21 protein-coding genes are annotated in these 20,219 nt (G+C 61.5%); 10 read left to right on the top strand and 11 right to left on the bottom strand.

The annotated features are described in order from the left end of the window. Positions 1–24: 24 nt before the first annotated feature. The 6 genes from AB8B20_RS18830 to AB8B20_RS18805 all read left to right on the top strand — a co-directional run bounded on the left by AB8B20_RS18830 (position 25) and on the right by AB8B20_RS18805 (position 6,324). Entirely contained in the window at positions 25–273 is a 249-nt protein-coding gene (locus tag AB8B20_RS18830; protein WP_093757628.1) for a hypothetical protein, read from the top strand. Between the two features lie 212 nt (positions 274–485). Then, positions 486–1,673: an extracellular catalytic domain type 1 short-chain-length polyhydroxyalkanoate depolymerase gene (locus AB8B20_RS18825; protein ID WP_439074345.1), complete on the top strand. Its 1,188-nt coding sequence runs from the start codon at positions 486–488 to the stop codon at positions 1,671–1,673. A 100-nt stretch (positions 1,674–1,773) separates the two neighbouring features. Beyond that, positions 1,774–4,263, top strand: a complete 2,490-nt coding sequence (locus AB8B20_RS18820; RefSeq protein WP_439074346.1) for a PAS domain-containing protein — start codon at positions 1,774–1,776, stop codon at positions 4,261–4,263. Positions 4,264–4,449: 186 nt separating this feature from the next. Next, on the top strand, positions 4,450–4,869 hold the full coding sequence (locus AB8B20_RS18815) for a DUF1236 domain-containing protein (protein WP_068730422.1): 420 nt from the start codon (positions 4,450–4,452) through the stop codon (positions 4,867–4,869). 166 nt (positions 4,870–5,035) lie between these two features. Then, complete coding sequence (locus tag AB8B20_RS18810) at positions 5,036–6,007, top strand: acyl-CoA desaturase (protein WP_439074347.1); 972 nt, start codon at positions 5,036–5,038, stop codon at positions 6,005–6,007. Between the two features lie 65 nt (positions 6,008–6,072). After that, complete coding sequence (locus tag AB8B20_RS18805) at positions 6,073–6,324, top strand: hypothetical protein (protein WP_093757625.1); 252 nt, start codon at positions 6,073–6,075, stop codon at positions 6,322–6,324. 5 nt (positions 6,325–6,329) lie between these two features. Here the strand turns inward: AB8B20_RS18805 and AB8B20_RS18800 are convergent, their stop codons facing one another. The 3 genes from AB8B20_RS18800 to AB8B20_RS18790 all read right to left on the bottom strand — a co-directional run bounded on the left by AB8B20_RS18800 (position 6,330) and on the right by AB8B20_RS18790 (position 8,708). Further along, on the bottom strand, positions 6,330–6,656 hold the full coding sequence (locus tag AB8B20_RS18800) for a hypothetical protein (protein WP_120287506.1): 327 nt from the start codon (positions 6,654–6,656) through the stop codon (positions 6,330–6,332). A gap of 7 nt (positions 6,657–6,663) precedes the next feature. After that, entirely contained in the window at positions 6,664–7,332 is a 669-nt protein-coding gene (locus AB8B20_RS18795) for an MBL fold metallo-hydrolase (RefSeq protein ID WP_175369176.1), read from the bottom strand. A 251-nt stretch (positions 7,333–7,583) separates the two neighbouring features. Beyond that, complete coding sequence (locus AB8B20_RS18790) at positions 7,584–8,708, bottom strand: vWA domain-containing protein (protein WP_439074348.1); 1,125 nt, start codon at positions 8,706–8,708, stop codon at positions 7,584–7,586. A gap of 148 nt (positions 8,709–8,856) precedes the next feature. On the opposite strand from AB8B20_RS18790, the gene AB8B20_RS18785 reads away from it, so the two are divergent. Beyond that, complete coding sequence (locus tag AB8B20_RS18785) at positions 8,857–9,351, top strand: MmcB family DNA repair protein (RefSeq protein ID WP_439074349.1); 495 nt, start codon at positions 8,857–8,859, stop codon at positions 9,349–9,351. A 14-nt stretch (positions 9,352–9,365) separates the two neighbouring features. Here AB8B20_RS18785 and AB8B20_RS18780 read toward each other — a convergent pair whose 3' ends face one another. After that, a complete protein-coding gene (locus tag AB8B20_RS18780; RefSeq protein WP_089263491.1) occupies positions 9,366–9,920 on the bottom strand; it encodes an ActR/PrrA/RegA family redox response regulator transcription factor in 555 nt (184 codons plus the stop codon). A gap of 214 nt (positions 9,921–10,134) precedes the next feature. On the opposite strand from AB8B20_RS18780, the gene AB8B20_RS18775 reads away from it, so the two are divergent. After that, complete coding sequence (locus AB8B20_RS18775) at positions 10,135–11,400, top strand: MFS transporter (RefSeq protein WP_439074350.1); 1,266 nt, start codon at positions 10,135–10,137, stop codon at positions 11,398–11,400. Positions 11,401–11,495: 95 nt separating this feature from the next. Here AB8B20_RS18775 and AB8B20_RS18770 read toward each other — a convergent pair whose 3' ends face one another. Both AB8B20_RS18770 and AB8B20_RS18765 read right to left on the bottom strand, forming a co-directional pair. Next, positions 11,496–11,993: a VOC family protein gene (locus AB8B20_RS18770; protein WP_439074351.1), complete on the bottom strand. Its 498-nt coding sequence runs from the start codon at positions 11,991–11,993 to the stop codon at positions 11,496–11,498. A gap of 138 nt (positions 11,994–12,131) precedes the next feature. Next, complete coding sequence (locus tag AB8B20_RS18765; protein ID WP_068729735.1) at positions 12,132–12,677, bottom strand: carboxymuconolactone decarboxylase family protein; 546 nt, start codon at positions 12,675–12,677, stop codon at positions 12,132–12,134. 172 nt (positions 12,678–12,849) lie between these two features. On the opposite strand from AB8B20_RS18765, the gene AB8B20_RS18760 reads away from it, so the two are divergent. Together AB8B20_RS18760 and AB8B20_RS18755 are read left to right on the top strand one after the other, a co-directional pair. Next, entirely contained in the window at positions 12,850–14,034 is a 1,185-nt protein-coding gene (locus tag AB8B20_RS18760; RefSeq protein ID WP_439074352.1) for an acyl-CoA dehydrogenase family protein, read from the top strand. A gap of 163 nt (positions 14,035–14,197) precedes the next feature. Then, on the top strand, positions 14,198–15,334 hold the full coding sequence (locus AB8B20_RS18755; protein WP_439074353.1) for an acyl-CoA dehydrogenase family protein: 1,137 nt from the start codon (positions 14,198–14,200) through the stop codon (positions 15,332–15,334). A 265-nt stretch (positions 15,335–15,599) separates the two neighbouring features. Here AB8B20_RS18755 and AB8B20_RS18750 read toward each other — a convergent pair whose 3' ends face one another. The 5 genes from AB8B20_RS18750 to AB8B20_RS18730 all read right to left on the bottom strand — a co-directional run bounded on the left by AB8B20_RS18750 (position 15,600) and on the right by AB8B20_RS18730 (position 20,044). Continuing rightward, positions 15,600–16,640: an amino acid ABC transporter substrate-binding protein gene (locus tag AB8B20_RS18750; RefSeq protein WP_086936948.1), complete on the bottom strand. Its 1,041-nt coding sequence runs from the start codon at positions 16,638–16,640 to the stop codon at positions 15,600–15,602. Between the two features lie 84 nt (positions 16,641–16,724). Then, positions 16,725–17,327: a L,D-transpeptidase gene (locus tag AB8B20_RS18745; protein ID WP_089263709.1), complete on the bottom strand. Its 603-nt coding sequence runs from the start codon at positions 17,325–17,327 to the stop codon at positions 16,725–16,727. Positions 17,328–17,487: 160 nt separating this feature from the next. Next, the gene (locus tag AB8B20_RS18740; protein WP_089263496.1) at positions 17,488–17,637 is read right to left on the bottom strand and encodes a DUF2474 domain-containing protein; all 150 of its coding nucleotides are present in this window, start codon (positions 17,635–17,637) and stop codon (positions 17,488–17,490) included. Next, positions 17,637–18,638, bottom strand: coding sequence for a cytochrome d ubiquinol oxidase subunit II (cydB, locus tag AB8B20_RS18735; protein WP_175369168.1), 1,002 nt, complete (start codon positions 18,636–18,638; stop codon positions 17,637–17,639). The genes AB8B20_RS18740 and cydB overlap by 1 nt, the downstream gene beginning before the upstream one ends. After that, entirely contained in the window at positions 18,635–20,044 is a 1,410-nt protein-coding gene (locus AB8B20_RS18730; RefSeq protein ID WP_439074354.1) for a cytochrome ubiquinol oxidase subunit I, read from the bottom strand. The genes cydB and AB8B20_RS18730 overlap by 4 nt, the downstream gene beginning before the upstream one ends. Positions 20,045–20,219 lie beyond the last annotated feature (175 nt).

The raw sequence follows: 20,219 nt of genomic DNA, 5'->3' as shown, positions 1-20,219 counted from the left end.
CCGTTCACTCAACAGGAGCTGACCATGCGGAAAACCATTCTTGTTGCGATCTGCGCCACGGCCATCGGCGCTACTCCGTTCGCAGCCTTTGCCCAGGCGACCGGCCCGTCCGGCCAGGATTCGACCAAGATGGGCACCGGCACGACGGCGAAGGAAGGCGAGACCAAGGCCACGGGCACCCAGGGAATGTCGAAAAATAGCGCGAAGAAGGATTCCATGCACAAAGACGGCATGAAGAAAGACAAGATGATGAAGAACGAGATGAAACAGTAACTCGTCATCTCTCCCCGACTCGCCCCGTATGACCTGGCCATGTTATGGCCGGCCCTGCGGGGCTTCCTTTGCAATATAGGTAATTTCGGAAGCGTCCGTGGCGCCTCTCGTTTCGTTGATAGGTATATTGAAACCGTATTTGTTTTATTTTGCAGTGCAGCAACCATATGTCGTCGGTACTGTTGTATAAGCCTGACGACCTAGGAGCTGCCGTGTCTCTTGCCGATAATATCGATTTCCTCCGCAATCTCCCGAAACCGCCCGGAATCAATACGTTGCAGGGGTTGGCGCGCGGCCGTGCGTCGGCAGGTTTGAGTCCGATCAGCGAATCAACGGGTTTCGGCAGCAATCCCGGCGACCTCCGTATGTTCAGTTACGTGCCCGCCACGCTGGCAGCAAATCCGGCATTGGTCGTCGTGCTGCACGGATGCACCCAGAACGCTGCGGGCTATGACAACGGCACCGGCTGGTCTGCTCTGGCCGAGCGCTATGGTTTCGCGCTGCTGATGCCCGAACAGAAGTCGTCCAATAACGGCAACACCTGCTTCAACTGGTTCAATGCCGATGACATCGCGCGCGATAGCGGCGAAGCGCTCTCGATCCGTGAGATGATCGAGCAGATGGCCGTGGACCACGATGTGGATCGCAAGCGCATCTTCGTTACGGGTCTGTCGGCCGGCGGCGCGATGACCTCGGTGATGCTGGCGACCTATCCTGATGTCTTTGCTGCTGGTGCCATCATCGCAGGCCTGCCTTACGGTATCGCCACCACCATGCAGGAAGCGCTGAGCGGCATGTATCGCGCGGCGCCGCGTGCCGCGAACGATCTCGGCAATCTCGTGCGCAAGGCATCGCCGCATACCGGTGAGTGGCCGAAAGTGTCCGTCTGGCACGGCAGTGCCGATCGCACCGTCAATCCGGCCAATGCCAACGAGATCGTCAAGCAATGGCTCGACCTTCACGGCCTGCCGCCCGCACCGATGTCCGCCGTGGATGTCGACGGCTATCCGCGTGAGGTGTGGTGGAACAAGGACGGTGAAACCGTCGTGGAATCCTACACGATCACCGACATGGCGCATGGCACGCCGCTGGCGATTGCCGGACAGGACGAACCCTATGGCGCCGCCGGTGCCTTCCTGCTCGAAGCCGGCATCTCATCCTCTTATCATATCGCGCAGTTTTTCGGCCTTACCCGGCAGCTTGCACCCCGCAATGTCGAAGCTGCAGTCGTGGAACCCGCGGCGCCGGCGGATGCTGTTGTCTCATTGGTGACGCAAAAGCCGCGCACGTCAGGCGATCGAGGTGCCGCGCGCCGCGATCCCGCAGGACGGCGGTCTATCGATATCAACGGTGCCATTACCCGTGCCCTCACGGCTGCCGGTCTCATCAAGTCACCTTGACAAGTAACAGGGCGTGATCGGCGCCGATTTGCGCCAGGTCTGACAGGGCGCTAAGTTCTCAAGATACGTCAGACTGGTCTTGCGTACCGATTGCCCGCGCATGTTGGATGCCCATCGACCGAATTCGCCCGACTTTCTCGCCGGTGGAGGCGAGATGGGCGCGTTGATGCGCGCTTACGATTGGGCATCGCATCCGATCGGAGCACCGGACACCTGGCCGCAGAGTCTGCGCACCGCGATCCGGATCGTTCTGAATACCAACCACCCGATGTTCATCTGGTGGGGACCGGACCTCATCCAGTTCTATAATGACGCCTATGCGCTGACCATGGATGCACAACAGCATCACGCAGGGCTGGGCGCGCGCGGCCGTGAATTCTGGCACGAAATCTGGCCCATCATCGGTCCGCAGATCGCGCAGGTGATGAGTGGCGGCGGTGCCACCTGGCATGAAAACCAGCTGATCCCCATGACGCGCAATGGCAAGCTCGAACACAGCTATTGGACCTACAGCTACAGTCCGCTCGATCTGGATGATGGCGTCGGCGGTGTGCTGGTGGTTTGCCGCGATGTCACCCGGGATCATGAAGCGACCATTGTCTTGCGCGAGCGAGAAGCAGAGCTCGCGCGCGTGCAGCAGATCGGCCAGATCGGCGGTCTCGAAGTCGATCTGCGTACCGGCTTCCGCAATCGTCGATCGCCCGAATATCTGATCGTTCATGGTTTGCCGCCGGAAGCGGCCAACGAGTCGCACGAAGATTGGGTGCGTCGCATCCATCCCGAGGATCGCGAGGCGACGGAGCAGAAGTTTCGCGACGCGGTGAAAAGCGGCGTGCGCGACTATACTGTGCAGTATCGCATCATTCGCCCGAGCGATGGCCAGACCCGCTGGATTTCAGTGCGATCCTATATCGAGCGCGACGACGCGGGAAAGCCGCTGCGGCTGGTCGGTGCGCATACCGACGTCACCGATCAGGTGCTGGCAGAGCAGGCGCTGCGCAAGAGCGAGGATGAGGCGCGTCGGCTCGCGGCAAAACTTGCAGACCTCAATGAGACGCTGGAACAGCGTGTGCGCGACAAGACGCGTGAGCGCGACCGGATCTGGAGCGTGTCGCAGGATCTCCTGATGGTCGCCGACCATGATGGCGTCTGGCGCACCGTCAATCCGGCCTGGACGCGCACGCTCGGCTGGAGCGAGGCCGAGCTGCTCAACAAGACCTCGCGCTGGCTCGAGCATCCCGAGGATCAGGCCAGGACAATGGCCGAGGTCGATAAGCTTGCTGCCGGCGAGCCGACGATCCGCTTCGAGAATCGCCTTCGCCACAGGGATGGCTCCTATCGCTGGCTGTCCTGGACGGCGGTGCCGGATCAGAACCAGATCTATTGTGTGGCGCGCGATGTCACCGCCGAGAAGGCTGCCGCCGAGCGCCTTAAAAATACTGAAGAGGCCCTGCGTCAGTCGCAAAAGATGGAGGCTGTCGGTCAGCTCACCGGCGGCATCGCACATGACTTCAACAACCTGCTCACCGGCATCGTCGGCTCGCTCGACCTGATGCAGACACGGCTCGGTCAGGGCCGCACCGACAATATCGCGCGCTATATCGACGCTGCGATGACCTCGGCCAATCGTGCGGCTGCGCTGACGCACCGGTTGCTGGCCTTTGCGCGGCGGCAACCGCTGATTCCGAAAAGCGTCGATGCCAATATGCTGATCGTCTCGCTGGAGGATCTGTTGCGCCGGACCATTGGCGAGACGCTGGATCTCGATATCGTGGCGGCGTCTGATCTATGGTGCACGCTGTGCGATCCAAACCAGTTGGAGAGCGCGTTGCTCAATCTGGCGATCAATGCGCGCGACGCGATGCCTGATGGCGGGCACTTGAAGATCGCGACACAGAATGTGCGCGTCGATGCCATCAATGCCAATGCGCCGGCTCTGACGCTTGGCGACTATATCTGCATCAGCGTCAGCGACAGCGGAACCGGCATGAGCCCGGAGGTCGTGGCGCGCGCCTTCGATCCGTTCTTCACGACAAAGCCGATCGGGCAGGGCACGGGCCTCGGCCTATCGATGATCTACGGCTTCGCGCGTCAATCCAACGGACATGTCAGCATCGACAGCAGGCTCGATATCGGGACGACCGTGAAACTGTATCTGCCGCGCCATGAGGGAGACGCTGCCGCACAGGATGCGGCCCCGCTGAAGGGCGATCAGCATGTGGCCGCAGGCGAAACCCTGCTGGTGGTCGAGGATGAGCCGGTGGTGCGCTCTGTCATCGTCGATATGTTGAAGGACGAAGGCTACCGCGTGCTCGAGGCAGTTGATGGTCCGTCGGGCTTGCGGGTCCTGCGCGAGACGCCGAACATCGATCTGCTGGTCACCGATATCGGGCTGCCCGGCATGAACGGCCGTCAGCTTGCCGATCAAGCGCGCGAGGCGCGGCCGGACTTGAAGATCCTGTTCATCACCGGTTATTCCGAAAGCGTCGTTATGGCGAAGGGCTTTCTGCTGCCTGGGATGGAGATGATTACCAAGCCGTTCGACCTCGATCATTTCCTGCGACGCATCCGCGCGATGGTCACGAGCTAAAGCGTTTTCAAGCGAAGTGGATACCGGTTCGCGTCTAGAAAACGCGTCAGAATAAAAGGCGTAGCCCTCCGGTTCCATATCTCTCCAGATATTTCAGCCTCGGTGCGCAGGTTCTAACAGTTCAATCGCCGGAACCATTGTGCGGCCGCGAGCTTGTATCGGCGCAATTCAAAACTGGAGATCATCATGATCCGCCGTCTTCTTGGAACCGCTGCCATCGTCGCCATGATGGCTCTTCCCGCCGTTGCTCAGGCTCAGGGTGTCCCCGGAGGCATTGAGCGTGGTGCGCGTGATGGCGAGCGCGCAGCTGGTCCTGTGGGCGCTATCGTAGGCGGCACCATCGGTGGTGTTGTCGGCGGCGTAGCCGGCGTGCTCGGTGTCGATGATCGTCCGCGGTTCCGCAGCTATGTCGTGGAACAGCGTCGCCCATCCTACACCTATAGCAACGAAGTTCGTGTCGGTGCAGTGCTGCCTGAGAGCGGCGTGACCTATTACGAGGTTCCGGCAGAATACAATTCCGCCCGTGAATACCGCTACACCGTGGTCAATGGTCGCACGGTTCTCGTCGAGCCGCGCACCCATCGCATCGTGGAAGTGATCGATTAAGCCGATCAATAAATGACTTTTCGAACGGGCCGCCTTCAGGCGGCCCGTTTTGTTCCATCTATGGCCTGCGGCGTATCTGTAGTCAGCGCCGATGTTCTCGCGTAGAGAAGTGCCGGGGAATCACACGAGCACCACGCGGCGATCAATCGCCCGGATGCGGAGAACGATGGCCACCAGCAATCGCGATCAGATCGCCCCTGCCATCGCACTGGACATTCCCCTTGCCGATCGTACCGAGACAGGTCTCGCTTTGCCGGACGGCGTGCGGCCCTATCGCATCGACTGGCTCAACACGCTCACCATCGCCACCTTTCACGCACTCGCATTGCTGGCGCTGATGCCGATGTTCTTCAACTGGACAGCGGTGATCGTGGCGGTCATCGCAGCGCGGCTGTTCGGGCTCATCGGCATCAATATCGGTTATCACCGGCTGCTGACGCATCGTGGTTTCAAGTGCCCGAAATGGCTGGAGCACGCTTTCGTTGTCGTCGCGATCTGCTGTGCCGAGGATACGCCGGCGCGCTGGGTGGCCATCCATCGCCGTCATCACGAGAAGTCCGACGAGCAGCCGGATCCACACAGCCCGCTTGCCAGCTTCTTCTGGGGCCATATGGGCTGGCTGCTGGTGAAGAACCCGGACCTGTCCCGCCTCGGCATCTATGAACGATATGCCAAGGACGTCCTGCGGGATCCGTTCTATGTCGCGCTGGAACGTAATTTCTGGCAGCTGAAGATCCTGCTCATCCAGATCAACGTTTTCTTCTTTGCGGGCCTGGCCGGCAAGCTGCTGTGGGGCGGCTCATGGGCCGAGGCCGTGCAGTTCGCTCTCAGCATCGTCATCTGGGCGGTCTTCGTGCGAACCGTCTTCGTCTGGCATCAGACCTGGGCGGTCAATTCGGTCACCCACATCTGGGGCTACCGCAACTACGCGACCGATGAGGACAGCCGCAACAATCTGTTCGTTGGCTACCTCGCCCACGGCGAGGGCTGGCATAACAACCATCACGCCGATCAGCGCTCCGCGCGCCATGGCCATCGCTGGTGGGAGTTCGATACCACCTATCTGACGATCCGCCTGCTGGAGAAGCTCGGCCTGGTATCGGATATTGTCGAGCCGCGGCATACGACCAAGAGGTAAGGCCTGCCAAGCTCGAGCACGCCACACGAGATGCAACTTTTCGTCACAATTCGCGTTACTACACCATGATGACGAAGCCCGATATCTGGTACGTGGCGTTTGGCCCCGACAAATCCGTGAAGTCCGACACTCGTGCGACAAACGGTGTGCGTACGACCAGGACCTTCAAATCCGAAATCGATGCAAAACTGTTCGCCCGGGAAATCCTGGCCAAAGGCTGGACCGCTACAGCCGGCACACTCAATCCATATCAACCCAAGCGCACCATTGCGGCATCGCAGATCGAAGACTGGGCCGATCCCGCTCGAGCCGACTAATCTGGCTAGATGACTTCGTAGGCGAAAAACAGGATGATTACCGTGATCGCGACGAGGCCTCCCAGAAAGCACTGATCGGCAATCGACTCGCAGCGCTCGCTGAGTTGGCGGTTTTGCGACTTCCGCATAGATGTGTAGGATGCGACCGCGCTGGCGAGAAAGAACAGCGAGGCGATGGCCGAATATTCATCGACCCGGCTGGGGCCGATCTGCGGCTCCATGATCTTGACCAGTCCGATCAGCGTCGCGCAGACGCCGATCATCGTCCCGGAGCTCGGCAGGATGTGCTTGGAAAGCGCTCCTTGCTCCCCGGAGGCCTTGTCATCGCTCATTGCGAGATTATGCCTGGCCGGTGAGGAACGGGTTGGTCATGCGCTCTTGGCCAATACTGGAGCCGGGGCCATGACCGCAGATGAACCCGACATCGTCGCCGAGCGGCAGCAGTTTGGTCGTAATCGAATTAATCAATGTCTCATGGCTGCCGCCGGGGAAGTCGGTCCGCCCGATGGAGCCTGCGAACAGCACGTCGCCGACATGGGCGAATTTCATCGCCTTGCTGTAATACACGACGCTCCCAGGCGAATGACCGGGGCAGTGCAATACGTCGAAGGTCAGACCGCCGACGCTGACGGTGTCGCCTTCATTGAGCCAGCGATCGGGCATGAAGTTGCGGGTGCCCGTCATGCCGTATTTTGCGCCGCTGTCCTCGACATGTTCGAGCAGGAACGTATCGGCGACATGCGGGCCGATGATTTCGACCTTCAGCGTTTCGCGCAGCTCGTCGGCGCCGCCGACATGGTCGATATGGCCGTGGGTCAGCCAGATCTGTTCGACCTTCACATTGGCCTTGGCAATGGCGTCCAGGATCAGCGGTACGTCGCCGCCGGGATCGATCACCACGGCCTGCCGCGTGGTCTCATCCCACAGCAACATGCAGTTCTGCTGAAACAGGGTCACCGGAATGATGGTGCCGCCGGCCTGGGCTTTATGTTCGGTTTCATCTGTCATCGCGCCACAATGCTGATTTTTGCGGACGAGAAAAGGGGGAATTTGGGCGGCTTCTTTCTTCCCCTCTCCCCCGGGCGCGGCGCAGCCGCGACGGGTGGGAGAGGGTGGATCGAACCGCAGAGCGGTTCGAGACGGAAGAGGGGGCGCTCGCTCAAGGCCCTCTCCCGCCTTCGCTTCGCTCAGGCACCCTCTCCCACGGCGCGCAGCTTCGCTGCGCTTGGGGGAGAGGGGAGGGAAAGGACGACCGCGTTCTACTTCTTCAATTGCACCTTCAACGTCGCCTCCACCTCGCGATCGAAGGACGACGCCTTGGCCGGCGCCTTGTCGCGCTGGGTCATGAGGTAGGCATCGCGCTTGGCCACCAGCGCGCTGAGCTTGTCGTTTAGCACCTTGCGATCTTTCATCTGCTTGCCGAGTTCATCGGCGCGCTGCTGCGGCGACAATTTACGAATGGCCTCCGGCAATTCATCCTCCTTCACGCTATCGAGCTTCTGCTTGCCGGCGGACACGTCGCTGACGAGGTCGCCGCCGCCCGTGACGGCTTCCGACGACACTTTCGCGCGCTTGTTGATGTAGCTTGCCATATCCGTTGCCGAGGCGGGCGCCGCCGCCGCGACTTCCGAGAGCTGCCGGGTCTTGTTCTCGGTGTGCTTCTGCAGCGCGCGCGGGCCGTAGGGGATCACCGTCTTGTTGATGTCGTTTTGCAGGATGATGATCTCTTCGTCATAGGGCGTCTCGATGATGACGATCTGGCCGCCATCCTGCGGGATTGCGATGAAACGGCCGTCGCCGCGTTGGGCAACGTCGCGCCAGACCTTCTCCGTATCGCGGGCAGCGCCTGCCAGAACAGCGTTGACGATGATGTCCTTCTGCTTCGCGACTTCGAGCGTGGTCGTGTATTTCGTGTCCTGCTGATAATCCATATGCGGCGGTGCGTCGCCGACCAGGAAGACGATACGCCTGACATCGTTGCCCTTGGTCCATTGCAGCTTGTTGACGGCGACATCGAGCGCCTCGTTGACGCTTTCCGGCCAGTCGCCGCCACCCTTCGCCCGGACCTGCAGCAAGTTGCCATAGAGGTCCTGGATGTCGGTGGTGAGGTCGAAGGTCTTGGTCACGTAGTCGTCGCCGATGTCGCGATAGGCGACGAGACCCATACGGATGTCGGCGTCGGGATTGCTGTCGAGGATCGTGGTTGCGATCGACCATATCTTACGTTTGGCGCCTTCGATCAGCCCGCTCATGGAACCGGTGGTGTCGAGCACGAAGGCGACTTCGACGGTCGGCTTTGCCTGCGCGGAACCGGCGAAAATCGCCTGCGGCAAAGTTGCGGCAGCGGCGATCAGGATGACGCGGCCGATATGGGCTAAGTTCATGGGATGTCTCCGTAATCCGGGCTGCAGCGATGGAAGAACTCGCCCGCCGCCGCTCGCGGAAAACTTGCGTCCAGCTTGCGACATGCGTGCGGCAGACCGGCGGGAGACATGATGGGCGGCCCCGCCGAAATCGGCTAAGTTTGTCGCCATGGAAGCGAATACCGTTCACACGCCAGCGCTGATTTTCGATCGTCGTCAGTCGGAGACGGCGCTGGCGATTGCGCGCGGAACCACAAGGTTGCTGCGGTCGCTGGGATTCTCATGCGTCAGCGAACTATCATTGCCGTCCGGACGGCGTGCGGATCTGGTCGCGCTGAACGAGCGCGGGGATGTCTGGATCGTCGAGATCAAGTCATCGATCGAGGATCTGCGGGCTGATCAGAAATGGCCCGAGTATCGCGCGCATTGCGACCGGCTGTTCTTTGCCTTCACGCAGGATCTCCCCTGCGAGATTTTTCCCGGCGATACAGGCCTGATCGTGGCGGATGCCTATGGCGCGCATGTTCATTGCGATGCACCGGAGCATCGTCTCCCGGTGCCGACGCGCAAGGGCATGATGCTGCGCTTCGCGATGACCGCGGCGCACAGACTGAACAGGCTGCACGACCCTCAAGGTCATGCAGCCCTGCCGAACGAAATCTAGCTTTTAAAGAAGGCTCAGCGCGGCGCGCGCTTGGCGAGAATGCGCTGCAGCGTACGGCGATGCATGTTCAGACGACGTGCGGTTTCCGAGACGTTGCGGTTGCACATCTCATAGATGCGCTGGATGTGCTCCCAGCGCACGCGGTCGGCCGACATCGGGTTGTTAGGCAGTTCGGACTTGTCATTGTCGATCGCAAGCAGCGCTGCAACGACGTCGTCGGCATCGGCCGGCTTCGACAGATAGTCGACGGCACCCATCTTCACTGCTGTCACGGCGGTGGCGATGTTGCCATAGCCGGTGAGCACGATGGCGCGCGCATCGGGACGCTGCTGCTTCAGTGCCGACACGACATCGAGCCCGTTGCCGTCACCGAGACGAAGATCGACTACGGCAAAAGCGGGCGCTGATTTGCTGATCTGGGCGAGACCTTCGGAAACGGAGTCGCAGGACGTGACCGTGAAGCCGCGCGTTTCCATCGCACGCGAAAGACGCTCCAGAAACGGCTTGTCGTCCTCCACGATCAGGAGCGAACGGTCGGTCTGTTCAGTCACTTCGGCGAGCGCATTCACGGTTCAAAATCCTCCATATCCAATACGATACCATATGGCGCTGCCGAATGCAGCTGCCAAGGGTGTGAAGATTTGAATGGCTTGATTGTGAAGTTAATCCAAAAGCGTTTTGGCCCGTAAAACGGGTGGTTAATTCTAATCACGGTGGTACATCAGCGCGGCGTGTTGTCGCAGAGCAGCATGATGGACGAAACGTAATGAAAGTAGATCCGGAATGGACGCGACTCCGACTGGGCCGAAGAAGCCCGAGGTAAATGACGAGACATCGGCTCGTTACGACGGCTGGCGTATCGTCGGTGTTTGTTTCCTGCTCGCGACATTCGGCTGGGCGCTCGGCTTCTATGGCCAGAGCGTCTATCTCGCGGAACTTCAGCGCGTGCATGGCTGGCCGGCCTCGACCATCGCAACGGCCACGACCTTCTTCTATCTCGTCGGCGCATTGCTGGTCGCATTCGTGAGCGAAGCGATGCGCGCGCTCGGGCCGCGCAACTGTTTGCTGGCCGGTGTCGGCGTGATGGCTTTCGCCACCATCCTGCTCGGACAGATCACCTCGCCCTGGCAGCTCTATGCAGTGAACGTGCTGCTCGCCTTCGGCTGGGCCGGCACAAGTCTGGGCGCGATCACCAACACGCTTGGTCTGTGGTTCGACAAGAAGCGCGGTATGGCTATCAGCCTTGCGCTGAATGGCGCGAGTTTCGGCGGCATCGTCGGCGTGCCTTTACTGGTCGCGGCGAGCAATGCCTTCGGTTTTGGCGGCGCGACTATCGCAGCAGCGATCGCGATGCTTGTGCTGCTCGTCCCGGTGATCATCATCTTCGTCGGCCATCCGCCGCATCGCGCAGCATCCGCCACATCGGACGGTGTTGCCGCTACGGCCAGCGCGCCATCGTCGACACGCATTCGCGCGGAGGCGATGCGCGACGTGGCGTTCCTGACGCTCACCATTGCTTTTGCGTTCGGATTATTTGCGCAGGTCGGCTTCATCGTGCACCTGATCTCGTTTCTCGATCCGGTGATCGGCCGCGAGCGCGCGGCGGCCGCGGTGTCGCTGCTGACGCTGATGGCGGTGGTTGGCCGCGTGCTGTTCTCGACAGTGATCGACCGGCTCAATCAGCGACTGGCCTCGGCCTGTTCGTTCCTCAGCCAGGCGACGGCGCTTGCGATCATTATCAATTCGCGCAACGAGGCGCTGGTGTTCTTCGCCTGCGCGCTGTTCGGCTTTTCGGTTGGCAATCTCATCACGCTGCCGGCGCTGATCGTGCAGCGCGAATTTGCAGCGCGGTCGTTCGGCGTGCTGGTCAGCCTGATCACGGCGGCGACGCAGGTCACTTACGCTTTCGGTCCGGGCATCGTCGGCTGGCTGCGCGATCTTTCGGGCAGTTACGCCGTGCCGTTTTATGTCTGCATGGCGTTGCAGGTGGCCGCGGCACTGTTGATCATGGTGCGGGGGCGGAAGAGCAAAGCTCTAACCTCATGGTGAGGAGCCGCGTAGCGCCGTCTCGAACCATGAGCTGCTTGGCACATCCTTCGAGACGCCGCGCGAAGGGGCGCGGCTCCTCAGGATGAGGACTGAGTTTATGTCTGCCGCTGCTTCAGCAGCTCCTCAACATCCAGCCGCCTGGTAAACATCGCAATCCCGCCATCGCCATTCCGTGGCCACTCCGCCTCCGGCCGATCCCAATATAACTCGACGCCGTTCTGGTCGGGGTCGCGCAGATACAGCGCCTCGCTGACGCCGTGGTCGCTGGCGCCGTCAAGCTGTATGCCGGCCGAGAGCACGCGGTGCAGCGCGTCGGCCAATGCGGCGCGGGTGGGATACAGGATCGCGGTATGGAAAAGACCTGTGGTGCCGGGCGCCGGTGGCTGGCCGCCTTTGCTCTCCCAGGTATTCAGGCCGATGTGGTGATGGTAATCGCCGGCGGCGATGAAGACAGCCTGATCGCCATAGCGTTGCTTGACCTGAAAGCCGAGGACGTCGCGGTAAAAGCCGAGCGCGCGATCAAGATCGGCAACCTTCAGGTGAACATGCCCGATCCGTGTGCCTGCGGGGATCGGTAGGGTTTGGTCGGGCATGGGAAACTCCTGAGGGGTATGGCGCTCAGCACGATCTAGTCACGCGATCGCAGGATCGGTAGAGCGTCTTCGCGAAACCCATCGTTTCCAGGAATTGGATTGATGGGTCTCGTGGCGCTTTACCCATAGGGGCATCGCCTACGCAAGTTCCGAGACCAGCCCGTCCGGCAGGCCGAACTCGTAGGTGTTCAGCGTCATCGAGACCATGGTGTAGTAGCCGCACAGGCCGATGATCTCGACGAGGCCCTGGGCGCCCAGCGTCTCGGTGGCTTCGTCATAGAGCGGCTTGGACAGGCCCTGCGCCTCGTGCAGCGACTTGGCGACGTCATAGATCACCCGCGCCTTCTTCTCGCTGAAACTCGGCGTGCGGCGGTTCTTGATGTCTTCGATGATGGCGGGATCGAGGCCGCCGTCGAGCGCCATCTTCTTGTGCGCATACCATTCGAAATGCGCGGTCCAGTGCCGCGCGGTGACGAGGATCGCCAGCTCGGCATGCGCGGGTGTCAGCGTGGTGTCGTAGCGCAGAAACGCGCCGAGGCGGGTCGCGTGCCGGGCCATGTTCGGGCTGGCGAGCCAGGCCATCATCGGCTCCGGCGGGCGTCCGCGCTTGCTGGCGATCGACTCGTCATAGATGGACTTCTGGTCGGGAGACATTTCGCCAGGCGAAAGCCACTTGAGACGCATGTTGTTTCCTCGTGTGTTTTTGCTCGTTGTTCTCTGGCGATACACCGGAATGGCGAGCCTGACTACTTCCGCTTTGCAGCAGGCCATTGAATTCCACGAAGTGGCGAGTAAGCTTCGCCCAACAACATTGCGGATGCTCGGCATCCCGCGCACAAAATGGATGGAAACGCTGATGTCGGATCTCGATCAATTTCGCAGCGAGACGCGCGCCTGGCTTGAGGCCAATTGCCCGCCGGAGATGCGGAGGCCGATGAGTTCGGATGAGGATACATTCTGGGGCGGTCGCAATGCGAAGTACTCATCCGAGCCGCAGCGTCTCTGGTTCGAACGGATGCGCGACAAGGGCTGGACCGTGCCGCATTGGCCAAAGGAATATGGCGGCGGCGGCCTCGACGGCGAACAGACGAAGATCCTGCGCCAGGAAATGGCTGCGATCTCCGCCCGTCTGCCGCTGGTGTCGTTCGGCATTTCCATGCTCGGGCCGGCGCTGCTGAAATATGGCACCGACGCGCAGAAGCAGGAGCATCTGCCGAAGATCGCCGCAGGCCTGATCCGTTGGTGCCAGGGCTATTCCGAACCGAATGCCGGCTCCGATCTGGCCTCGTTGCAAACGCGCGCCGAGAGCGACGGCGATGACTATCTCATCACCGGTCAGAAGATCTGGACGTCTTACGCGAACTATGCCGACTGGATCTTCTGCCTGGTGCGCACCGACGCGTCCGGCAAGAAGCATGACGGCATCAGCTTCATCCTGTTCGACATGGCGTCGAAGGGTGTCTCGACCAAGCCGATCCTTTTGATCTCTGGCAAGTCGCCCTTCTGCGAAACTTTCTTCGATAGCGTCCGCGTGCCGAAGTCGCATGTGCTCGGCACTGTCGATCGCGGCTGGGACGTGGCGAAATACCTGCTGCAGCACGAGCGTGCGATGATCTCTGGCATGGGCGAGCGCGGTGCTGGCCGGCCGCTTGGCCAGGTCGCTGCTGACTCCATCGGGGCGGACGAACAGGGCCGCCTCGACGATGCGATGCTGCGCGGGCAAATCGCAAGTTTCGAAGTCGATGAGGCCGCATTGGCCTGTGCGGCAGAGCACGCGGTCGATCTGGCGAAAGCCGGTCAGGCGCATCCGGCGTTTTCGTCGGCGATGAAATATTACGGCACCGAACTCAACAAGCGCCGCCATGAAATCCTGATGTCATCGGGCGGCATCGATGCACTGGAATGGGAAAGCCAGCGCTCGCATGAAGGCGCACGTCCGCGGGCGTGGCTGCGCACCAAGGCGAATTCGATCGAAGGCGGCACCAGCGAGGTGATGCTGGGGATCGTTGCCAAACGCATTCTGGATTTGCCGGGGGCGTGAATTTCACTCTGCCCTCATCCTGAGGAGTGGCCGAAGGCCGCGTCTCGAAGGATGGTGGTGCACTCCATCTCATGGTTCGAGACGGCGCTTCGCGCCTCCTCACCATGAGGACTGAGCTAGGATCAATTTGGTCGCCAGACCGCCTCATCATTGGATCACACCCATGCCTCTCCTCCTCAACGAAGAACAAACCATGCTGCGCGACAGTGCCCGCGGCTTTATCGGCGACAAGGCGCCGGTCAGCCATTTCCGGCAGCTCCGCGATAGCAAGGATGCGACCGGGTTCTCGCGCGACTATTGGCGCGCGTTTTCCGAGATGGGATTTGCCGGATTGCTGGTGCCGGAAGCGTTCGGCGGCAGCGGGCTCGGCGCCGTCGAAGCCGGCGTCGTGATGGAAGAGATCGGCCGCACACTGATGCCGTCGCCATTCTTCTCCACGGCTGTGCTGGGCGTCTCGGCGCTGAATCGGGGCAGCGACGCGCAGAAGTCGGAATATCTGTCGAAGATCGCCAGTGGCACGCTGCTGGCGGCACTGGCCATCGATGAAGGCGCGAAGCATCGCCCGCTGCAGACGGCGATGAAGGCCGCACGCTCCGGCAATGGCTTCAAGCTGAATGGCGCGAAGGCCTTCGTCGTGGATGGTCACACCGCCGATCTCCTGATCGTCGCAGCGCGCAGTGCAGGTGCGCCGGGTGAGCGGGACGGCCTCACGCTGTTTCTGGTCGATCCGAAGGCCAAGGGCATCGCGCTCGAGCGCACCGCGATGGTGGATTCGCACAATGCAGCGCGGATCACGTTCGAGAATGTCGAGGTCACGGCCGACAGCGTGCTCGGCGATGTCGATCAGGGCGGCGCATTGCTGGACAGCGTGCTGAATATCGGCCGCGGTGCCGTTGCTGCCGAAATGGTCGGCCTGTCAGACGAAGTGTTCGGCCGCACCGTGACCTATCTCAAGGAGCGCAAGCAGTTCGGCAAGCTGATCGGTGAATTCCAGGCGCTGCAGCATCGCGCCGCGCATCTCTATACCGAGATCGAGGTCACGCGCGCGGCCGTGCTGAAGGCGCTACAGCTGATCGACGACGGCGCGCCGACGGCGCCGGCCGCTATTGCCGTCGCCAAGGCCAAGGCCGGCACCACAGCGACGCTGGCTGTGCAGGAAGGCGTGCAGATGCATGGCGGCATGGGCATGACCGATCAGTTCGACATCGGCTTCTTCATGAAGCGCGCGCGGGTCTGCCAGGAATTGCTGGGGGACAGCAATTATCACGCGGACCAGCTGGCGCGGCTGAAGAATTATTGAGGCGGGCGCTCTTAACCTCTCCCCGCGCTTTGCGGGGAGAGGTCGCCGCGTCTTCGCGGCGGGTGAGGGGCATGGCAGGCGCGCGCCTCATCGGCAGTTCATCGGATCGCTCCGATGATGGGCGCCGAAGCTTCCCGTGGAATTCTTTGCTTAGAGAGTGTGAGATTGGCGCTGGCCCTGTGCCATGCCCCTCACCCGCCCCGGCGTCGCTGTGCTCTGCCGGGTCGACCTCTCCCCGCGCAAGATGCGGGGAGAGGTTAAGTACCTACCTGATCGGCGGGGCGTACTGAATGCCGCCGGCGCTCCAGATCTGGTTCAACCCGCGCGGAATCTTCAGCTTCGAGCCTTCGCCGATATTGCGGTCATAGACTTCGCCGTAATTGCCGACATGGCGGATGATGCGGGCAGCCCAGTCCTTGGAGAGGCTGAGGTCTTCGCCATAAGCGCCTTCGGTGCCGACCAGACGCATCACGTCGGGCTTCTTGGACTTCAGGGCTTCGTCGATGTTCTTCGAGGTGATGCCAAGCTCCTCGGCATTGATCATGGCGTAGAGCGTCCACTTCACGATCATCATCCAGTCGTCGTCACGCTGGCGCACCACGGGGGCCAGCGGCTCCTTGGAGATGACGTCGGGCAGGATCAAGTGATCGTCGGGCTTGCTCATGGTCAGGCGCAGCGCATAGAGCTGCGAGGCATCCGCCGTGAAGGTGTCGCACTGGCCGGAATTATAGGCCTTCAGGACTTCGTCCAGCTTTGGAAACTTCACTTCGGTATATTTGATGTTGTTGCTGCGGAAGTAGTCCGCGAGGTTCAGCACCGTCGTGGTGCCGTCCTGGACGCAGACCTTGCTGCCATCGAGTTCCAATGCGGAATCGATCTTGCGAGACTTCGGCACCATGAAGCCCTGGCCGTCATAATAGGAGACGGCCGGGAAATAGAGATCGTAATTGGTTTCGCGCGACATGCTCCAGGTGGAATTGCGCGACAGGATATCGACCTTGCGGCTCTGCAGCTCCTTGAAGCGGTCCGACGCGTCGAGCGGAACGAAGGTCACCTTCTTCGGATCGTTGAAGATCGCGGCGGCAACGGCGCGGCAGAAGTCGACGTCGAAGCCGGTCCAGGTGCCCTGCGCATCCGGGGACGAGAAGCCGGGCAGGCCGGTATTGACGCCGCAGAGTACAGCATCACGTTTGACGGTGCGCTTCAGCGTCTTGGTGTCGTAGCGCTCATAGGTGATCGCAGCCGCAGCCACTGCAGTGGCAACCACCAGGCCGATGGCCAGCCCGGTCGTGAAAGTCCGCTTCATCCCCATGCGAAGTCCGCCCCGTCGTCAGAGAAAGAGATATGTCAGAGAAAAAATGGATCGAAGAGCTGCACGGCGAGGCGCAGATCAGATTTCAGGCTTCTGCCGCACGATGACCTTGGTGCCCACCGGAATCCTCTCATAGAGGTCGGCGACATCCGCATTGACCAGCCGGAAGCAGCCGGACGATACGGCGGTGCCGATGGTGTCGGGCCGGTTGGTGCCGTGGATGCGATAGACGGTGGCGCCGAGATAGAGCGCGCGGGCGCCGAGCGGATTGCCGGGGCCGCCTGCCATAAAGCGCGGCAGATAGGGCTGACGCGCGATCATTTCCGGCGGCGGCGTCCAGTCCGGCCATTCCGCCTTACGCGAGATTTTCAAGAGGCCCTGCCACTGGAAGCCGTCGCGGCCGACGCCGATGCCATATCGCAACGCGCGACCATTGCCTTGCACCACATAGAGGTGGCGCTCTGAGGTCGCGATGATGATGGTGCCCGGTGCCTCGGTGGTGCGGTACAGCACCATCTGCTTCTGGAATTCCGGTTCAAGCTGAACGGAGTCGTCGGCAATCAGCCCGGGCTCGTCGCCGACATCCGGGCGCGGTTGCTGGGCGAGGCCTTGCGTGATCGACAACATCAGGCTGGCTGCGGCGACGAGCTGAAAGCCAAGCAGGCGGCGGATGTTGATCATCGCAGGCATCTCCGGTTTCGCGTCCGATATTCTGTATCATCCCAGCCAAATCACGGGAACCATGAAATCAGCGGGCATGGCGACGGTCCGCGCGCGGACGTCGTGAGTCGCCGGCATATTTGCCGTCCGCGGGTGACGATTTGATTAAAGGTCACCGCGTCTATTTCGGTGCGATCCACAGTCGCAGCACGTAGCTGACGAGGGTCACACTGGCGACGCCGCCCAGCCACAGCGCAACAAACCACAACAGGCGCTGCATCAGCGGGCGCTTGCCCAAAGAGCCGGGTTTTTGCTGCGATGCAGGTGTCATCAGTGATAGCCCGCGCCGGCGCGAACCTTGCCGCGAAACACGTAATAGGCCCAGGCGGTGTAACCGAGAATGATGGGAACCAGCACGGCGACGCCGTAACTCATGAAATGCAGGCTATTGTCGGGCGACGCGGCCTGCCAGATGGTGATGCTGCGCGGCACGATATAGGGCCACATGCTGATGCCCAATCCGGCATAGGACAATGCGAACAGCGCCAGTGACAGGAAGAACGGCCGGTAATCCTGTTTGGCCGCAAGGCTTCGCATCAAGAGCGCTGTGATGGCAGCAACCGCAATCGGCACCGGCGCCGTCAGGATGATGTTGGGCCAGGCGAACCAGCGCCTTGCATATTCGGCATCCAGAAATGGCGTCGCGATGCTGACGAGACCGATGGCGGCGAGCATGGCGAATAGCAGCCACCAACTCAGACGATAGGCCTGATCGCGCAATGTGCCTTCGGTCTTCAACACCAGCCAGGTTGCGCCGAGCAGGCCGTAGCCGGCCATCAGTGCGAGTCCGGTCAGGACGCTGAACGGTGTCAGCCAGTCCCACCAGCCGCCGCCATAGTGGCGACCATTGACGACGATGCCTTGCAGGATCGCGCCGAGCGCCACGCCCTGCGCCAGCGTGGCCATCAGCGAGCCGCCGGCAAAGGCGATGTCCCACAGATTGCGCTCGCGCGTGGTGCGCCAGCGGAATTCGAAGGCGACGCCGCGAAACACCAGCCCCAGCAGCATCACGATCATCGGCGTATAGAGCGCCGGCATCAGCACCGCATAGGCCAGCGGAAACGCCGCCATCAGCCCGCCGCCGCCGAGCACCAGCCAGGTCTCGTTGCCGTCCCAGACCGGAGCGACCGAGTTCATCATGACGTCACGGTCTTCCTTCTTCGGGAAGAGTGGGAACAGCATGCCGAGGCCGAGATCGAAGCCGTCCATCACGACATAGACGAACACGGCAAAGGCGATGATGAAGGCCCAGACGACCGCGATATCGATCATGACGCGTGCCCCGATGCGGTTGCACCCACAGCCGGGGTAATGCCCGCCGCACGACTCGGGACGTCGCCGGCCGGGCCTTGCTCATCATGATGGGGCGGCGCGGCCATGAGCCGGAGCAGATAGATCGTGCCGGCGGCGAAGACCAGGAAATAGACGATGGCGAAGGCGATCAGCGACGACGCAACGGCTGGCGCCGCCAGCGGCGAGACCGAATCGCTGGTCCGCAGCAGGCCGAACACCGTAAACGGTTGCCGCCCGGTTTCGGTGGTGACCCAGCCGGCCAGCACGGCGATGAATCCGGCCGGTCCCATCGCCAGCGCAAAGCTGTGAAGCAAACGCGACTCATAGAACTTGCCGCGGAAGCGCATGAAGAGGCTCAGCAGTCCCAGCCCCAGCATCAGAAAGCCGATGCCGACCATGATGCGGAACGACCAGAACGTCACCGGCACCGGCGGCCAGTTTTCGCGCGGAACAGTATCGAGCCCGGCCATCGGCGCATTGAGGTCGTGCTTCAGGATCAGCGATCCGAGCTTGGGGATCTCGATGGCGTAGTTCACTTTGCCTTCGGCCTGGCTCGGGATGCCGAACAGGATCAGCGGCGCGCCATGGGGATGGCTCTCGAAATGGCCTTCCATGGCCATGATCTTGGTCGGCTGATGCTCGAGCGTGTTGAGGCCGTGCTGATCGCCGGCGAGGATCTGCAGCGGCGCGACCAACGTGGCCATCCACATCGCCATGGAGAACATCACGCGCGGCCCCGGCAGGCGCGTATCCTTGAGAAGATGCCAAGCGCCGACCGCGCCCACCACGAAAGCCGTGGTGAGATAGGCCGCCAGCACCATATGCACGAGACGATACGGGAAAGACGGATTGAAAATCACCTTCCACCAGTCGGCTGCAACGAACTGGCCAGCAGCATTGATGCTGTAGCCGGCCGGCGTCTGCATCCAGGAATTCGCCGAGAGAATCCAGAACGCCGAAAACAACGTTCCAATCGCAACCATCAGCGTGGCGAAGAAATGCAGCCTTGGACCGACGCGCTTGAGTCCGAACAGCATGACGCCGAGAAAACCTGCTTCGAGAAAGAAGGCGGTGAGGACTTCATAGGCCATCAGCGGGCCGATGATCGGTCCCGCTTTGTCGGAGAAGGCCGACCAGTTGGTGCCGAACTGGTAGGACATCACGATGCCGGAGACCACGCCCATGCCGAAGGCAACGGCGAAGATCTTGAGCCAGTAGTTGAACAGGTTGAGGAAGACGTCGCGCCCGGTCCACAACCAGAGCGCTTCGAGCACGGCGAGATAGCTCGCTAGCCCGATGGAGAACGCGGGAAAGATGATGTGAAATGACATCGTGAACGCAAATTGCGCTCGGGCTAGTATGACAGGGTCAAAGCCTTCGAACATCTGCATCCGTCCATGTGTAGTCTGGGCGTGTTCTATCATGCAGAGCGCGCGGGCGAAACTGCGCGAGGTCTTTGTTAGTTGGCCGCCCGGATTCGGCAACGTCTTGAAAAGGCTGTCCATCTGCCCACATTGGCGTTCGCCATCGGACTCGTAGACAATTTGTCCAATTTTGTCA

Origin of the sequence: Tardiphaga sp. 866_E4_N1_4, from assembly GCF_052076075.1 — a bacterium.
GTDB lineage: Bacteria > Pseudomonadota > Alphaproteobacteria > Rhizobiales > Xanthobacteraceae > Tardiphaga > Tardiphaga robiniae.
This window is presented reverse-complemented; position numbering and strand designations above follow the sequence as displayed.

Bases quoted from the DNA above. Each gene is read 5' to 3' on its own strand.
- AB8B20_RS18740 (WP_089263496.1), bottom strand. From the start codon at position 17,637: ATGACACCTGCATCGCAGCAAAAACCCGGCTCTTTGGGCAAGCGCCCG.
- AB8B20_RS18830 (WP_093757628.1), top strand. From the start codon at position 25: ATGCGGAAAACCATTCTTGTTGCGATCTGCGCCACGGCCATCGGCGCT.
- AB8B20_RS18775 (WP_439074350.1), top strand. From the start codon at position 10,135: ATGGACGCGACTCCGACTGGGCCGAAGAAGCCCGAGGTAAATGACGAG.
- AB8B20_RS18810 (WP_439074347.1), top strand. From the start codon at position 5,036: ATGGCCACCAGCAATCGCGATCAGATCGCCCCTGCCATCGCACTGGAC.
- AB8B20_RS18805 (WP_093757625.1), top strand. From the start codon at position 6,073: ATGATGACGAAGCCCGATATCTGGTACGTGGCGTTTGGCCCCGACAAA.
- AB8B20_RS18770 (WP_439074351.1), bottom strand. From the start codon at position 11,993: ATGCCCGACCAAACCCTACCGATCCCCGCAGGCACACGGATCGGGCAT.
- AB8B20_RS18765 (WP_068729735.1), bottom strand. From the start codon at position 12,677: ATGCGTCTCAAGTGGCTTTCGCCTGGCGAAATGTCTCCCGACCAGAAG.
- AB8B20_RS18760 (WP_439074352.1), top strand. From the start codon at position 12,850: ATGTCGGATCTCGATCAATTTCGCAGCGAGACGCGCGCCTGGCTTGAG.
- AB8B20_RS18800 (WP_120287506.1), bottom strand. From the start codon at position 6,656: ATGAGCGATGACAAGGCCTCCGGGGAGCAAGGAGCGCTTTCCAAGCAC.
- AB8B20_RS18815 (WP_068730422.1), top strand. From the start codon at position 4,450: ATGATCCGCCGTCTTCTTGGAACCGCTGCCATCGTCGCCATGATGGCT.
- AB8B20_RS18785 (WP_439074349.1), top strand. From the start codon at position 8,857: ATGGAAGCGAATACCGTTCACACGCCAGCGCTGATTTTCGATCGTCGT.
- AB8B20_RS18790 (WP_439074348.1), bottom strand. From the start codon at position 8,708: ATGAACTTAGCCCATATCGGCCGCGTCATCCTGATCGCCGCTGCCGCA.
- AB8B20_RS18795 (WP_175369176.1), bottom strand. From the start codon at position 7,332: ATGACAGATGAAACCGAACATAAAGCCCAGGCCGGCGGCACCATCATT.
- AB8B20_RS18730 (WP_439074354.1), bottom strand. From the start codon at position 20,044: ATGTTCGAAGGCTTTGACCCTGTCATACTAGCCCGAGCGCAATTTGCG.
- AB8B20_RS18750 (WP_086936948.1), bottom strand. From the start codon at position 16,640: ATGAAGCGGACTTTCACGACCGGGCTGGCCATCGGCCTGGTGGTTGCC.
- AB8B20_RS18820 (WP_439074346.1), top strand. From the start codon at position 1,774: ATGTTGGATGCCCATCGACCGAATTCGCCCGACTTTCTCGCCGGTGGA.
- cydB (WP_175369168.1), bottom strand. From the start codon at position 18,638: ATGATCGATATCGCGGTCGTCTGGGCCTTCATCATCGCCTTTGCCGTG.
- AB8B20_RS18745 (WP_089263709.1), bottom strand. From the start codon at position 17,327: ATGATCAACATCCGCCGCCTGCTTGGCTTTCAGCTCGTCGCCGCAGCC.
- AB8B20_RS18755 (WP_439074353.1), top strand. From the start codon at position 14,198: ATGCCTCTCCTCCTCAACGAAGAACAAACCATGCTGCGCGACAGTGCC.